Origin of the sequence: Streptomyces sp. NPDC001914, assembly GCF_042891215.1 — a bacterium.
Lineage (GTDB): Bacteria > Actinomycetota > Actinomycetes > Streptomycetales > Streptomycetaceae > Streptomyces.
The window spans coordinates 496,528-511,256 of the sequence record NZ_JBIASW010000002.1 but is presented as its reverse complement, the minus strand read 5'-3'; the positions used below and the strand labels follow the sequence as shown (position 1 = coordinate 511,256).

16 protein-coding genes are annotated in these 14,729 nt (G+C 71.9%); 11 read left to right on the top strand and 5 right to left on the bottom strand.

Features of this window, described 5'->3' with window-relative positions:
• Positions 1-185 precede the first annotated feature (185 nt).
• Positions 186-1,406, top strand: coding sequence for a hypothetical protein (locus tag ACFYYF_RS07290; RefSeq protein WP_388772306.1), 1,221 nt, complete (start codon positions 186-188; stop codon positions 1,404-1,406).
• A gap of 81 nt (positions 1,407-1,487) precedes the next feature.
• On the opposite strand, the gene ACFYYF_RS07285 is transcribed toward ACFYYF_RS07290, so the two are convergent.
• Positions 1,488-2,162, bottom strand: a complete 675-nt coding sequence (locus ACFYYF_RS07285) for a PH domain-containing protein (RefSeq protein ID WP_388772303.1) — start codon at positions 2,160-2,162, stop codon at positions 1,488-1,490.
• Positions 2,163-2,214: 52 nt separating this feature from the next.
• On the bottom strand, positions 2,215-2,655 hold the full coding sequence (locus tag ACFYYF_RS07280; RefSeq protein ID WP_388772301.1) for a helix-turn-helix domain-containing protein: 441 nt from the start codon (positions 2,653-2,655) through the stop codon (positions 2,215-2,217).
• Between the two features lie 73 nt (positions 2,656-2,728).
• Between ACFYYF_RS07280 and ACFYYF_RS07275 the strand changes: the two genes are divergently transcribed.
• From ACFYYF_RS07275 to ACFYYF_RS07260, 4 genes are all read left to right on the top strand, one after another.
• The gene (locus ACFYYF_RS07275; RefSeq protein ID WP_388772299.1) at positions 2,729-3,601 is read left to right on the top strand and encodes a class I SAM-dependent methyltransferase; all 873 of its coding nucleotides are present in this window, start codon (positions 2,729-2,731) and stop codon (positions 3,599-3,601) included.
• A gap of 672 nt (positions 3,602-4,273) precedes the next feature.
• The gene (gene deoC, locus ACFYYF_RS07270; RefSeq protein ID WP_388772973.1) at positions 4,274-5,227 is read left to right on the top strand and encodes a deoxyribose-phosphate aldolase; all 954 of its coding nucleotides are present in this window, start codon (positions 4,274-4,276) and stop codon (positions 5,225-5,227) included.
• 6 nt (positions 5,228-5,233) lie between these two features.
• Entirely contained in the window at positions 5,234-6,691 is a 1,458-nt protein-coding gene (locus tag ACFYYF_RS07265) for an aldehyde dehydrogenase family protein (RefSeq protein WP_388772296.1), read from the top strand.
• The gene (locus ACFYYF_RS07260; RefSeq protein ID WP_388772294.1) at positions 6,692-7,597 is read left to right on the top strand and encodes an aldehyde dehydrogenase family protein; all 906 of its coding nucleotides are present in this window, start codon (positions 6,692-6,694) and stop codon (positions 7,595-7,597) included.
• A 152-nt stretch (positions 7,598-7,749) separates the two neighbouring features.
• Here ACFYYF_RS07260 and ACFYYF_RS07255 read toward each other — a convergent pair whose 3' ends face one another.
• Positions 7,750-8,157, bottom strand: a complete 408-nt coding sequence (locus ACFYYF_RS07255) for a hypothetical protein (RefSeq protein ID WP_388772292.1) — start codon at positions 8,155-8,157, stop codon at positions 7,750-7,752.
• A 258-nt stretch (positions 8,158-8,415) separates the two neighbouring features.
• Between ACFYYF_RS07255 and ACFYYF_RS07250 the strand changes: the two genes are divergently transcribed.
• Entirely contained in the window at positions 8,416-9,063 is a 648-nt protein-coding gene (locus tag ACFYYF_RS07250) for a uridine kinase (RefSeq protein ID WP_388772289.1), read from the top strand.
• A gap of 215 nt (positions 9,064-9,278) precedes the next feature.
• Here ACFYYF_RS07250 and ACFYYF_RS07245 read toward each other — a convergent pair whose 3' ends face one another.
• A complete protein-coding gene (locus ACFYYF_RS07245) occupies positions 9,279-10,073 on the bottom strand; it encodes a SigE family RNA polymerase sigma factor (protein ID WP_388772287.1) in 795 nt (264 codons plus the stop codon).
• Between the two features lie 295 nt (positions 10,074-10,368).
• On the opposite strand from ACFYYF_RS07245, the gene afsQ1 reads away from it, so the two are divergent.
• From afsQ1 to ACFYYF_RS07220, 5 genes are all read left to right on the top strand, one after another.
• Positions 10,369-11,046: a two-component system response regulator AfsQ1 gene (gene afsQ1, locus ACFYYF_RS07240; protein WP_037625670.1), complete on the top strand. Its 678-nt coding sequence runs from the start codon at positions 10,369-10,371 to the stop codon at positions 11,044-11,046.
• A complete protein-coding gene (locus tag ACFYYF_RS07235; RefSeq protein WP_388772285.1) occupies positions 11,043-12,626 on the top strand; it encodes an ATP-binding protein in 1,584 nt (527 codons plus the stop codon). Before afsQ1 ends, ACFYYF_RS07235 begins: the two co-directional genes overlap by 4 nt.
• Complete coding sequence (locus tag ACFYYF_RS07230) at positions 12,623-13,273, top strand: hypothetical protein (protein WP_388772283.1); 651 nt, start codon at positions 12,623-12,625, stop codon at positions 13,271-13,273. Before ACFYYF_RS07235 ends, ACFYYF_RS07230 begins: the two co-directional genes overlap by 4 nt.
• 63 nt (positions 13,274-13,336) lie before the next feature.
• Positions 13,337-13,918, top strand: a complete 582-nt coding sequence (locus tag ACFYYF_RS07225; RefSeq protein WP_388772280.1) for a VanZ family protein — start codon at positions 13,337-13,339, stop codon at positions 13,916-13,918.
• Positions 13,919-14,002: 84 nt separating this feature from the next.
• Positions 14,003-14,206 (top strand): PspC domain-containing protein, encoded by a 204-nt coding sequence (locus tag ACFYYF_RS07220; protein ID WP_388772278.1) that lies wholly within the window; start codon positions 14,003-14,005, stop codon positions 14,204-14,206.
• A gap of 189 nt (positions 14,207-14,395) precedes the next feature.
• Here the strand turns inward: ACFYYF_RS07220 and ACFYYF_RS07215 are convergent, their stop codons facing one another.
• Entirely contained in the window at positions 14,396-14,683 is a 288-nt protein-coding gene (locus ACFYYF_RS07215; RefSeq protein WP_388772275.1) for an ATP-binding protein, read from the bottom strand.
• Positions 14,684-14,729 lie beyond the last annotated feature (46 nt).

Sequence of the window (14,729 nt, the reverse complement as noted above, 5' to 3'; positions counted from 1 at the left end):
GTGCTCTCCAGTAGGAGCAGTGCTCTTCGGTGAAAGCAGTGCTCTGGTGGGAGGTGGCGTTCCGTCGCCTCCTACCCTTCTTACGGGTGATTTCCGCAGGGCAGTTGACGCAGCGCTCCCGTGCGCCACCGGACGACCGAGGAACGGTTACCGGCAGCGCACCATCGAGTCCCAGGAGCCGCCGCGTGCCCTCGACCGATTCCCGGCCGACGTCCGCCCCGCCCCGAAGCGACCCGGGCGAGGCCGTCCCCGGCGTCCCGGCCGCCCGGCGCGCGCACCGCGCGACCGGTCTCCCCGCCCGGGTCCGCGCCGGTCTGCGGCACGCGGCCCCCGCCCTCACCGCCTACGCGGCCGTCCGTCTCGCCGGACTGCTCACCCTCGCGCTCTGGGCGCACCGCAGACATCACGGCGTCTGGCCGATCCTGGCGGCCCAGTGGGACGCGGACTGGTACCTCGGCATCGCCGACCACGGTTACGCACGCCATCTCGGCACCGCGTTCGACGCGAACAACCTGGCCTTCTTCCCGCTCTACCCGGTCCTCGTCAAGGCCGTCGCGGCCGTGACCCCCGGCTCGCGCGCCTCGACCGGGCTGGCGATCGCGGTCGTGTGCTCCTTCGTCGCCGCGTGGGGCGTCCACGCGGTGGGCAGCCATCTGCACGGCCGCCGGGTGGGCGTGCTGCTGACCGTGCTGTGGGCGGCCCTGCCGGTGGGTCTGGTCCAGTGGATGGGCTACACGGAGTCGCTGTTCACCGCGTTCACCGCGTGGGCGCTGTACGCGGCGCTCACCGGCCGGCTGCTGTGGGCCGCCTCGCTCGCCTCGCTGGCGGGGCTCACCCGGCCGACCGGTGTCGCGGTGGCCGCCGCCGTGGCCGTGGCCGCGCTGCTGTCGCTGCGGCGCGGCTTCCGTGTCCGCGCGCTCGCCGCGGTCGTCCTGGCCCCGGCCGGCTGGCTCGCGTACGTCGGCTGGGTGGGTCACAGGCTGGGCCGCTGGGACGGCTACTTCGCCGTGCAGCGGCTGTGGCACAACGAGTGGGACGGCGGCGCGGAGACCGTGCGCCGGCTGCGGGAGGTCCTCGCGCAGAACTCCTCGCCCGAGCTGTTCCTGGTGATGGTGACCGTGACCCTGCTGGCGGCCGTGGCGCTGTACGCGCTCTCCGTGGGCGATCGCCAGCCGGTCCCGCTGCTCGTCCTCACCGGCATCCTGCTGCTGATCGTCCTCGGCAGCGGCGGCGTCTACTTCCCGCGGGCCCGCTTCCTGCTCCCGGGCTTCCCGCTGCTGCTCCCCCTGGCCCTGTACCTGGCGCGCGCGTCCCGCCGCCTGCGGACGCTGTTCCTGACGGCGGCGGTCCTCGGTTCGGCCTACTGCGGCGCGTACATGGTCCTGGTGTGGCCGAGTGCGCCCTAGGGCACCGGCTTTCGGGTGGGCCCGGTGGCTCCTTGCCGGCCCTCAGAGAGGGAGGGGGAGCACCGGGTGCCCGTCACCGCGTCAGCCCACGGCCAGCAGGATGGCCAGGACCACGAGGCCGGCCAGCGCGGGGCCGATCACCTCGTACGCCCAGCGCACCGTGACCTCTCCCTGCGCGCCCTCCGCGGCGGCACGGTTCTCGGCGAGCTCGCGCAGATCGTCCATGATCCGGTCGGTCTCGGGGCGGACCGGTGCGTCCGTGGCGGGGCTGCCGCCGAAGGCGGACGCGCGGCCCAGCGACAAGGAGCGACTGCCGCCCCCGCGGCCGGCCGCGCCCTGCGCCTGCCGGGCCGCCTTCTTGCGGGCCCGCAGCGACACGGGCACCGCCCAGAGCTGGTACTTCGTGCCCGAGGCGTCGACCACCTCGTTCGAGTAGTGCGACCGCAGCGAGGCGACCTTGCTCCAGGGGAGCACGATCACGCGCAGCGGGTTGCGGATGCGCAGCCGGTCCTCGTTGGCGTAGACGGCGGGGCGCAGGGTGAACGCGGCCACGACCGGAACGATGAGGATCAGTCCGGCGAGCGCCAGCCAGGGGGTGCGGCCGTGGCCGGAGACCAGCGCGTCGAAGCCGAGCCAGCCCACGATGAGGAGCAGGAGGACGCCGCCCGCGATACCGGCGGGCGACCGGTAGATCCGGTCCCTGGCCTCGGGTCGCGAGGCGTCCGGAAGGGGTGACTGGTGGTCGGGGGTCGTCATGGTCCCGATTGTGCACGACGCGCGCCGCGGGCTTGAGCTCGGTCGGGTCTCGCTATGGTCGCGAAGGAGTCCGCGCCGCCCGCCTGCCCGGCACCGCGACCGCGCCGGACACGACCGCGCCGATGATCCGGCGGAACGTCGGGCACTCCATGTGGCTGGGCGCGGGGCAGGCGGCGGTGTGCCGCAGGGAGTCGCGCAGGACCTCCAGCTCCCGGATCGTCCGGTCCAGTTCGTCGGCCTTGCCGAGCAGGGCACGGGGGTCGATGCGGGGGCGTCCGTCCGGCGCGAACATCCGGCCGATCTCGTCCAGGGAGAACCCGGCGGAGCGGCCCATCGCGATGAGTGCGAGCCGTTCGAGCACGGCTGGGTCGTACTGCCGGCGCAGACCGCGTCTGCCCGTCGGGGCGATGAGCCCCTTCTCCTCGTAGTACCGCAGGGTCGAAGCGGGCACTCCGGCGCGGCGTGCCACTTCGGCGATATCCAGATCCGGCATCGTCTTGACCTCAAGTCGGCTTGAAGTAGGACGGTGTCATCTCCAGGCCGTGAGGGCAACCACAGGAGGCGTGATGGGATCCGATCGCGGAGCGGGGGGCACGGTGGGCGACGAGCAGGCCGCGCGGTGGAACGGGCCGTCCGGGAACGCCTGGGTCGGGGCCCAGGACATGGTGGACGCGTTGTTCGCGCCGCTGGAGGAGCTGCTCGTCGGGACGTTTCCGGCCGGGCAGGGGGGACGGGTTCTCGACGTCGGCTGCGGGACGGGCGGGACGACGGTGGCGATCGCTCGACGGCTGGGGGCCGGGGGGCGGTGTGTCGGCGTGGACATCTCGGAGCCGATGGTGGAGGCGGCTCGGGTGCGGGCCGGGCGGGAGGAGGGGGAGGGTGCGGGGGCCGTCTCGTTCCTTCGCGCCGACGCGCAGGATCACGTCTTCGAGCCGGCCGGGGTCTTCGACGCGGTCGTCTCCCGTTTCGGGGTCATGTTCTTCTCCGATCCGCTGCGGGCGTTCGCCAATCTGCGGCGGGCGGCTTCGGACGACGCCGTGCTGCGGTTCATCGTCTGGCGCGGTATCGCGGAGAACCCGTTCATGACGACGGCCGAGCGGGCGGCGGCGCCGCTCCTGCCGGGTCTGCCGGCGCGTGAGCCGGAAGCGCCGGGGCAGTTCGCGCTGGCGGACGCGGGCCGCGTGCGGCGGCTGCTGGAGGGGGCGGGCTGGGGCGGGGTCGGGCTGCGGGCGGTCGACGTGGAGTGCGTCATGGCCGAGAAGGAGCTGGTCCCGTACTTCAGCCGGTTCGGGCCGGTCGGGATCGCGCTGCGGGACGTGGACGAGGCGACGAGGGCCCGGGTCGTCCCGACGGTCCGCGCGGCGTTCGAACCGTACGTCTCCGGCGAGGAGGTCCGCTTCACGGCGGCGTGCTGGCAGATCGACGCCCAGGCCGGATAGATCCCGTCCGGGGGGGGTGGCCCCGGTCCGGTGGGGCGGTCATGTCCGGGCACGGCTTCGGTCCGGTGGGTGGGTCGGGGCCGCGCCGGTGCATCAGGCCGCCGCTGTCGGGCAGAGAAGTGACCGTTAGTGGCGACGGCCATCGATGTACCGGCACGTCCCCTCACGTGCGTCGCCGACTGCGGACACGTCGTGGTGACCCGCCCTACCGGCCCCCTCCGCCGGATCCCGGCTGCGGGTGCGCCGGGGAAAAGTTCAGCCCCTCCGGCGATTGAGGAGCGGGGTCCGGGGCGGAGCCCCAGGGGCCCACCTCTCGGGTACGGGGCAACGTTTCAGCCCCTCCGGCGATTGAGGAGCGGGGTCTGGGGCGGAGCCCCAGGGGGCCACTTCTCGGGCGCGGGGCAAGTTTCAGCCCCTGCGGCGTTTGAGCAGCGGGGTACTGGGGCGGAGCCCCAGGTACGGGACGGGTAGGGGCGGAGGGGGCGAAGGAAGGCTGGTCGAGGGGGCGTGGGGGCCGTTCCCGTTGCTCCCCGCCCGGCGGGCACAGGGGCGGCCTGGCAAGGTCACCGCCCGGAGGGCCATGCGGCACCCCGCCCCGGCGGGCGAAAAATCCCCGGAGGACCCCGGGACTGTACAAGCCGCTACGCGCGTAGATATGCTCGTCTGGTGACCATGCCCACCTCTGCACCAGCACACGCACTCGGCGAAGTGACCGCGTCCGACAGCACGCTGCGCCGCTTCCTCCACGGGCTGCCCGGCGTCGACCCGGTCGGCCTGGAGGCGCGAGCCGCATCGCTCGGCACCCGATCCATCAAGACCACCGCGAAGGCGTACGCCATCGACCTGGCCATCTCGATGGTCGACCTGACGACGCTGGAAGGCGCGGACACCCCGGGCAAGGTCCGGGCGCTCGGCGCCAAGGCGGTCCTCCCGGACCCGACCGACCGCACGACGCCCACCACGGCGGCGGTCTGCGTCTATCCCGACATGGTGGCCGTCGCGAAGGAGGCCGTCGCCGGCTCCGGGGTGAAGGTCGCCTCGGTCGCGACCGCGTTCCCGGCCGGCCGCGCCGCGCTCGACGTGAAGCTGGCGGACGTCCGCGACGCCGTCGCCGCGGGCGCCGACGAGATCGACATGGTCATCGACCGCGGGGCGTTCCTCGCGGGCAGATACTTGAAGGTGTACGACGAGATCGTCGCCGTGAAGGAGGCCTCGGGCGCCGCCCGCCTGAAGGTCATCTTCGAGACCGGCGAGCTTTCGACGTACGACAACATCCGGCGTGCGAGCTGGCTCGGCATGCTGGCCGGCGCCGACTTCATCAAGACCTCCACCGGCAAGGTGGCCGTGAACGCGACGCCCGCGAACACGCTGCTGATGCTGGAGGCCGTCCGCGACTTCCGCGCCCAGACGGGCGTGCAGGTCGGTGTGAAGCCGGCCGGCGGCATCCGCACCACCAAGGACGCCGTGAAGTTCCTGGTCCTGGTGAACGAGACCGCGGGCGAGGACTGGCTGGACAACCACTGGTTCCGCTTCGGCGCGTCCTCGCTCCTGAACGACCTGCTGATGCAGCGTCAGAAGCTGGCCACCGGCCGCTACTCCGGCCCCGACTACGTGACGGTGGACTGATCCATCATGGCTTCCGCATTCGAATACGCACCGGCGCCCGAGTCCCGCTCCGTCGTCGACATCGCCCCCTCCTACGGCCTGTTCATCGACGGTGAGTTCACCGAGGCCGCCGAGGGCAAGGTCTTCAAGACCGTCTCCCCCTCCTCCGAGGAGGTCCTCTCCGAGATCGCCCAGGCCGGCGAGGCGGACGTCGACCGCGCGGTGAAGGCGGCCCGCAAGGCCTTCGTGAAGTGGTCCGCGCTGCCGGGCTCCGAGCGCGCCAAGTACCTGTTCCGCATCGCGCGGATCATCCAGGAGCGCAGCCGTGAGCTGGCCGTCCTGGAGACGCTGGACAACGGCAAGCCGATCAAGGAGACCCGGGACGCCGACCTGCCCCTGGTCGCGGCGCACTTCTTCTACTACGCGGGCTGGGCCGACAAGCTCGACCACGCCGGCTTCGGCGCGAACCCGCGCCCGCTGGGTGTCGCGGGCCAGGTCATCCCGTGGAACTTCCCGCTGCTGATGCTGGCGTGGAAGATCGCGCCCGCCCTCGCGACCGGCAACACGGTCGTCCTCAAGCCCGCGGAGACCACGCCCCTGACGGCGCTGTTCTTCGCGGACATCTGCCGCCAGGCGGGCCTGCCCAAGGGTGTCGTCAACATCCTTCCCGGCTACGGCGACGCGGGCGCGGCCCTCGTGGCGCACCCGGACGTGGACAAGGTGGCCTTCACCGGCTCCACCGCCGTCGGCAAGGCGATCGCGCGCCAGATCGCGGGCTCGCACAAGAAGGTCACGCTCGAACTGGGCGGCAAGGGCGCGAACATCGTCTTCGACGACGCCCCGATCGACCAGGCCGTCGAGGGGATCGTCAGCGGCATCTTCTTCAACCAGGGCCAGGTCTGCTGCGCGGGCTCCCGGCTGCTGGTCCAGGAGTCGATCCACGAGGAGCTGCTCGACTCGCTCAAGCGCCGGCTGTCGACGCTGCGCCTGGGCGACCCGCTGGACAAGAACACGGACATCGGCGCGATCAACTCCGCCGAGCAGCTCTCCCGTATCACCACGCTCGTCGAGCAGGGTGAGGCGGAGGGCGCCGAGCGCTGGTCCCCGGCCTGTGAACTCCCGTCCGCCGGCTACTGGTTCGCCCCGACGCTCTTCACGAACGTCACCCAGGCGCACACCGTCGCCCGGGACGAGATCTTCGGTCCGGTGCTGTCCGTCCTGACGTTCCGCACCCCGGACGAGGCGGTCGCCAAGGCCAACAACTCCGCGTACGGCCTCTCGGCGGGCATCTGGACCGAGAAGGGCTCCCGGATCCTCGCCGTGGCGAACAAGCTCCGCGCGGGCGTCGTCTGGTCCAACACGTTCAACAAGTTCGACCCGACCTCGCCGTTCGGCGGGTACAAGGAGTCGGGCTTCGGCCGCGAGGGCGGCCGTCACGGCCTGGAGGCGTACCTCGCCCCGTCTAGCCCGGAGGGCGAGCGATAAATGAGTGCAGCCGAGAAGTCCGAGCAGCAGCGTCTGAGCGTCTTCAAGACCTACAAGCTGTACGTGGGCGGCAAGTTCCCGCGTTCCGAGAGCGGCCGGGTGTACGAGGTGAGCGACTCCAAGGGCAAGTGGCTGGCGAACGCGCCGCAGTCGAGCCGCAAGGACGCCCGTGACGCGGTCGTCGCCGCGCGCAAGGCGTTCGGCGGCTGGTCCGGAGCGACCGCGTACAACCGCGGCCAGGTCCTGTACCGCGTCGCCGAGATGCTGGAGGGCCGCAGGGAGCAGTTCGTCCGCGAGGTGGCCGACGCGGAGGGCCTGTCGAAGGCGAAGGCGGCGGCCGTCGTCGACGCGGCGATCGACCGCTGGGTCTGGTACGCGGGCTGGACGGACAAGATCGCCCAGGTCGTGGGCGGCGGCAACCCGGTCGCGGGCCCGTTCTTCAACCTGTCCTCCCCCGAGCCGACGGGCGTGGTGACGGTCCTGGCTCCGCAGGAGTCGTCCTTCCTCGGCCTGGTCTCGGTGATCGCCCCGGTGATCGCCACCGGCAACACGGTGATCGTGATCGCGAGCGAGAAGTCCCCGCTTCCGGCGCTGTCGCTGGGCGAGGTGCTGGCCACCTCCGACGTGCCCGGCGGTGTCGTGAACATCCTGTCCGGCCGGACCGCGGAGATCGCGGCCCCGCTGGCCGCGCACCAGGACGTCAACGCGATCGACCTGGCCGGCGCGGACGAGGTGCTGGCGAAGGAGCTGGAGATCGCGGCCGCGGACAACCTGAAGCGCGTCGTCCGTCCACAGGCTGTGGATTACGCGCGGACTCCCGGGACCGAGCGCCTGACGGCCTTCCTGGAGACGAAGACCGTCTGGCACCCGACGGGCTCCCTGGGCGCCTCGGGTTCGTCCTACTGAGCCCGGTCCGCCGCATCGGCGCCGGCTGAGACGCCGGGCCCCGATCCGTGTCCCCGGGGCCCCGCGACACGGGAGAGCCGCGCTTCCCCTCCGTCCAGGGGGAGCGCGGCTCTCTCATGTCCAGGGACCGCCGGCGGCCCGTGCGCGGGACGTCAGTGGAGGAGTCCGGTCACCTGGCCGATCACCGGGATGCTGCCGATCGAGGGTGCCTGCGCCACCGGTCCGGTGAGCGCCTTGGACGTCAACGGCTTGAAGTCCGCGAGCTGGGTGCCCACGCCGTTGTCGAGCGGGTCCGAACCGGTGCCTGCCAGCGGGTTGGGCTTGAGACCCTCGACGGGGCCCGTGACGTACCCCACGGTCCCGTTCAGCGCCGAGAGTCCCGACAGCGGGTCGATCTTGCCGAGCGGGGCGGGCCGGGTGTGCAGGGCGTCCACCACCGGGGCCGTGTCCGCGAAGGCGGGTGCGGCCGCGGCCGTACCGGCGGCGGCCACACCGACCACCGCGGCGATCCGCGCGGTCGTCCGGGCCAGGGTGTTCCGCTGGGCTGCGTGTCGCGCCATCAGATTGTCCTCATTTTGACTAGCGGAGAGCGAAGGGGGAAGCACGGAGTGCAAGGGGTGCGACACGCACAGTAGTTGACCTGGGGCGTGTCCGTGGAACCCCGTCGGAGGATTCGCCCCTGCGGGTCAACCGGCGCGTCAGCGCCACTCGTCACATTCGCCCGACATCCGTCCGTCCGTTCGGTGAAGCCGGGGATAATGGCCGGGAGCCGCGCCGTCGCGCGGCGCCGCCGGACCTGTCACAGAAGGTACAGACCATTGGGTTCCCCTCTCCCGATACCCGCCCGCGTGGTGCTGCTCTGCGGCCCCTCCGGCTCCGGGAAGTCCCTTCTCTCCGCCGCCTCCGGGCTCCCCGTGCTGCGCCTCGACGACTTCTACAAAGAGGCCACGGACCCGACGCTGCCCCAGGTCGAGGACAGCGAGGACATCGACTGGGACCACCCGCAGTCGTGGGATGCGGACACCGCCGTCGCCGCGATCGAGGAACTGTGCCGCACGGGACGTACGACCGTCCCCGTCTACGACATCTCCCTGAGCGCCCGGACCGGGACCGAGGCCCTGGGCATCGACGGGGCACCGCTGTTCATCGCGGAGGGGATCTTCGCCGCCGAGATCGTCGGGCGGTGCCGTGAACTCGGCGTCCTCGCCGACGCGTTGTGTCTGTCCCGGGGCGCGGTGACCACGTTCCGGCGCCGTTTCGTGCGGGACCTGAAGGAGGGCCGCAAGTCGGTGCCCTTCCTGCTGCGGCGCGGCTGGCGGCTGATGCGCTCCGAGCGTTCCATCGTGGCGCGCCAGGCGGCTCTGGGCGCCCACCCCTGCGACCGGGCCGAGGCTCTGGACCGGCTGAAGACCGCTTCGGCCCCCTCGGCCGCACCACGGGCGTCGGCGCCCACGGCGAGCGCGTAACCGCCCGTTCCCGGGCACGAAAGAAGGTCCAGGCGGACCCCCGACCGCATGGACCTTCTTCCGTTTCCCCCGTGGTCCCCCGTGACACGGCCGTTTCGCCCGTGCCCCGTTTCCCCGTGACCCCGTTCGGTGTCGGCTCCCCCCGGAACCGACTCCCCCACCACCGGCTCCCCCCGGAGCCGGCCCCCGTCCTTGTTACCGCTCCCCCCGCACCCTCAGGCGACAAGCTCCCCGAAGGACTCCTCCTCGTCACGGCCGAAGCTGAGGACCTCGTCCTCGCGCATCCGGCGCAGCGACCGCCAGATGCTGGACTTCACCGTGCCGACACTGATGCCGAGGATCTCCGCGATCTCCGGGTCGGTGCGGCCCTCGTAGTAGCGGAGGACCAGCATCGTGCGCTGGAGTTCGGGCAGCCGGGCCAGCGCCTGCCACAGGACCGCGCGCAGCTCGGTGCCGCGCATCGCGTCCGTGTCACCGGGCGTCTCCGGCAGCTCCTCGGTCGGGTACTCGTTCAGCTTGCGGCGGCGCCACGCGCTGATGTGCAGGTTGGTCATGGTGCGGCGGAGGTAGCCCCCGACCGCCGCCTTGTCACTGATCCGGTCCCAGGCGCGGTACGTCGAGAACAGCGCGCTCTGCAGCAGGTCCTCGGCCTCGAAGCGGTCACCGGTCAGGTGGTAGGCGGTTGCGTACAGGGAGGCGCGGCGCTCCTGGACGTAGGCGGTGAAGGCCGCTTCGGCCTCCACGCTGCCCACCCCGGAACGACGCTCCCCCGAGTCCTCCCCGTACGCGGCTCCCCCGTGAGCCTTCCCCCCCGTCGTGCCCACGGCGGCCTGCGCCGTGGTGTTCTCCCCCGTGAAACCGTCAACCACCGTCATGTACGCGGTGTGCTGACGCCCGGCACCGCGAGCGCACCCCCGTCCGCTCACGACCCCGGACTTCTCCGTGGCCCGGGTGACGTCGTGGAGCCGCGTGACAACTGCGCTAGTGCTGGTGCTGTGCAGCGTGTTCATCTCGCGCCCCCCGTCGTGGAGTCCCGGATCTTCGGTTCGTTCCGTCGTGCGTCCTGCCTTGTGTCGAAAAGCTTGCCGGGCCCACTTCATGGCCGTGTCCGCCGACTGTCACAGACCTGTCACAGGGGTCGCCCCCAGGCACGGCACAGCGCGATCACAGAGAAGAGCGGTACGACTACGCAGATGACCACTTGGGCCCCCGCGGCCGCCCGCGGGGCCTTTCGTTGGGCCGGGAGACGAGTGGGAGCGCTCCAACAGTCGATACCCGAGCATGACATGGGCCAGAATGACGTCCGTGCCTTCCCTGTTGCTGATCGAGGACGACGACGCCATCCGGACGGCCCTGGAGCTCTCTTTGACGCGCCAGGGACACCGCGTGGCCACCGCTGCCACCGGCGAGGACGGTCTGAAGCTGCTGCGCGAGCAGCGACCGGATCTGATCGTGCTGGATGTGATGCTGCCCGGCATCGACGGATTCGAGGTGTGCCGGCGCATCCGGCGCACCGACCAGCTTCCGATCATCCTGCTGACCGCGCGCAGTGACGACATCGACGTCGTGGTCGGGCTGGAGTCCGGCGCCGACGACTACGTCGTCAAGCCGGTGCAGGGCCGGGTGCTCGACGCCCGGATCCGTGCCGTGCTGCGCCGCGGCGAGCGGGAGGCGAACGACTCGGCGTCGTTCGGCTCGCTGGTCATCGACCGTGCCGCGATGACGGTCACCAAGAACGGTGAGGATCTGCAACTGACGCCCACCGAGCTGCGGTTGCTCCTGGAGCTGAGCCGCAGGCCGGGGCAGGCCCTGTCCCGGCAGCAGCTGCTGCGTCTGGTGTGGGAGCACGACTACCTGGGTGACTCGCGTCTGGTCGATGCCTGTGTGCAGCGGCTGCGCGCGAAGGTGGAGGACGTGCCGTCCTCGCCCACCCTGATCCGTACCGTGCGCGGCGTCGGCTATCGGCTGGACAACCCTCAGTGACCAAACCGCAGGACAAGCTCCGCGGCTGGGCCGCGGCGCGCAAGGCGTTGCTGTCCGGACTGCGCTTCACCAGTCTGCGGCTGCGGCTGGTCGTGGTGTTCGGGCTCGTCGCGCTCACCGCGGCGGTGTCCGCGTCGGGCATCGCGTACTGGCTCAACCGCGAGGCCGTGCTGACGCGTACCCAGGACGCGGTGCTGCGTGACTTCCAGCAGGAGATGCGCAACCACGCGAGCATGCTGCCCGTGCACCCGGCGCAGGACGAACTCCAGCGCACGGCCGGGCAGATGGCGAACAGCAGCCAGCGTTTCAGCGTGCTGCTGACCGCCGAGGCCGCCGACGGCAAGATGATCACCGGCAACTCCGAGCTGGACACGTTCACCCTGGAGGACGTACCGAAGTCCCTCCAGAAGGCGGTGAACAAGCGGCAGCCGCTGACCTCGACCAACACGTCCGCGTACCACCTGTACTGGCAGCGGATCACCCAGCACGACAAGTCGTACCTCGTGGGCGGGGCCCGCGTGATCGACGGCAGCACGACCGGTTACATGCTCAAGTCCCTGGAACCGGAGGCCAAGGACCTCAACTCCCTGGCCTGGTCGCTGGGGATCGCGACGGGGCTCGCGCTGATCGGCTCGGCGCTGCTCGCTCAGGCCGCCGCGACCACGGTCCTCAAGCCGGTGCACCGGCTGGGCATCGCGGCCCGCCGGCTCGGCGAGGGCAAGCTGGACACCCGGCTGCGGGTCTCCGGAACGGACGAACTCGCCGATCTGTCCCGGACGTTCAACCGGACGGCGGAGTCGCTGGAGAAGCGGGTCGCGGACATGAGCGCGCGGGACGAGGCGTCCCGCCGGTTCGTCGCCGACATGTCGCACGAACTGCGTACGCCGCTCACCGCGATCACCGCCGTCACCGAGATCCTCGAAGAGGAACTGGACGCGGAGACCGGCAGCGTCGATCCGATGATCGAGCCGGCCGTACGGCTCGTCGTCAGCGAGACCCGGCGCCTGGGCGACCTCGTCGAGAACCTGATGGAGGTGACCCGCTTCGACGCGGGCACCGCCCGGCTCATCCTCGACGACGTGGACATCGCCGACCAGATCACCGCCTGCATCGACGCGCGCGCCTGGCTGGACGCCGTCGAACTGGACGCCGAGCGCGGCATGATGGCGCGGCTGGACCCGCGCCGCCTCGACGTGATCCTGGCGAACCTGATCGGCAACGCGCTCAAGCACGGCGGTTCACCGGTGCGGGTGTCGGTCCGCGTGGAGGGCGAGGAACTGGTCATCGAGGTGCAGGACCACGGTCCCGGCATTCCCGAGGACGTCCTGCCGCACGTCTTCGACCGGTTCTACAAGGCCAGCGCGTCCCGCCCGCGCTCCGAGGGCAGCGGTCTCGGCCTCTCCATCGCCCTGGAGAACGCGCACATCCACGGCGGCGAGATCACCGCGGCGAACGCTCCCGAGGGCGGGGCGGTCTTCACGCTGCGCCTGCCGCAGGACGCGTCGGAACTGCTCGCCGACCACCCGCGGGGCCGGGACGCCGCCGCGCACGGGAACGGCACGGAAGGCACCACCGAATGACCTCCGCACACCCCACCGGCCCCCGGACGCGCACCGCTTCCCGGGGCAGGGCGCTGCCCTGGCTGGCCGTGCCGTTGCTCGCGGGGCTGCTCGCGGGGTGCGGCATCCGTCCCACGCAGGTGCCCACCGACTTCGGTCCGGCGCCCTCCCGGGTGCCCTGCGCCCTCTCCGGCCCGGACATCACCACCCAGTCCTCGCACGGGGTGCCGGTCCAGGTCTTCCTGCTGTGCTCGGAACAACTGGTCACGGTCGACCGGTCGGTGCGCATCGCGGACGGCACGGCGGAGTCGGCGCGCCGGGTCCTGGTGGCCCAGGCTCTGCTGGACGAGCTCGCCGAGGCGCCCTCGACGCCCGAGGAGCAGGCCGGGTACACGACGGACGTGCGCGGCGGCATGACGGTCGGCGGTCCCCGCGGAGGGGACCCCGAGGACACGCTGCGGCTGAGCACCGCGCCGCAGGACCTCAGCCGGACGGCTCTCGCGCAGATCGTCTGCACCTTCTCGGACTCGGCGGCCGCGCGGGACGACGGCCGTGTCGTCCTGGGCGGTCCCGCCCCCTCCGGCCTGCGCAGTTACGAGTGCACCCCCGAGATGCGCGCCGCCCCGGGCGACACGGCCCCGGCGTCGACGACTGTCCGGGGTTCGTAACGCTACGGGGCCGAAACCCGTCACAGCGGAACCGATCGTGCCGGACGCGGCGTCTTGGGGGGCGTGCAGCGTCAAGGTTCTGAGGACGGCAGCGCCGTCACCCGCGTCCGTGTGGCAGGAGGTGTCCTCCTCGTCGCACACCTGGCGCTCGTCGCCTGGATCACGCTGCGGCCGCTGGACGTCCCCTGGGTGAGCGCCGCCAACCTGCGGCCCTTCGCCGGTATCAGAGCCGACCTCGCACTGGGCCCCGCGATGGCGGCCCGGCGTATCGCCGCGGGCCTCGGCCTGCTCGCCCCGCTGGGTGTGCTGCTCCCGATGGCGGGGGGCAGGCTCGTCGTCTCCCCCCTCGGCTCGCTGCTGCGGACGACCGCCGCCGGCGTGCTGCTGTCGCTGGGCATAGAACTGCTCCAGACCGGGGTGCCGGGCCAGGTCGTGGACATCGACTCGATCATCCTGAACACCTTCGGCGTGGCGCTCGCGCATCTCGCGCTCGTGCCCGCCCTCAGGGCCCGGTTCCGCCGCAGGGCCGAGACGCGGCGCCGGGCGGCCGTCCTGCGGGAGGACCTGGCTCAGGGTCGGACCCCGACGATTGCCAGGGTCGGGATCGCCCCCTGGAGCGAGGTTTCGCGCACGTCGTCCTCGTAGCGTTGAGGGCATCGGTGAAGGCACCGATGAGAACGACGAAGCCGGCCCCGCCGGCACTCGACGACGGTTCGCGAAGGAGCCACCATGACCGCCCTCGCCCGCCCCACGAACAGCCGCATGATCGGCGGAGTCTGTGCTGCGCTGGCACGGCGCTTCGGCACCTCGGCGACGACGATGCGGGTCGTCTTCGTCCTGTCCTGCCTGCTTCCCGGCCCGCAGTTCCTGCTCTACATAGCGCTGTGGATCCTCTTCCCGTCCGAGGACAAGGTCTCCCGCAACGCCTGGTGACCCGGGCGGGCGCCTGGTGGCGGACGGCACGCTCACGGCGAACGCCGGTGGGGCACACCCGAGTCGGGTGTGCCCCACCGGCGTTCGTACGGCCAAAGTCGGCGCGGCCGCGGTGTGTACGGCCCCTGCGCGTACGGAGCGAAGGTCCCGGGCTCGGACAGGCCGGGGACCTCCGTCCGGCGGCGGACGTCAGCCCAGCGGGATGCCGTTGACCGGCAGGCCGTGCGTGGGCAGCCCCTGCAGCGGCAGTCCCCCGAGCAGTCCGGCCACGGGCGCGGCGGGCCCGTCGGCGAGCAGGCCCGAGGCGGCGGGCAGCGCCGAGGTGACCTTCTCCGCGGGCAGCGCCTTGGTGACGGTGTCCAGCGACGGGGCGGCCTCCGGAAGGGCCGGTGCGGCGTTCGCGGCACCCGCGCCGACGGCGGCGAAAGCGGCGCCGAGAGCGGCGACACCGAGAGTCTTGACAGCAGACTGCTTCATCGTGAATGCGTCCTTGGGGTGGGTGAGACGTTATGTGAGCGGTCCA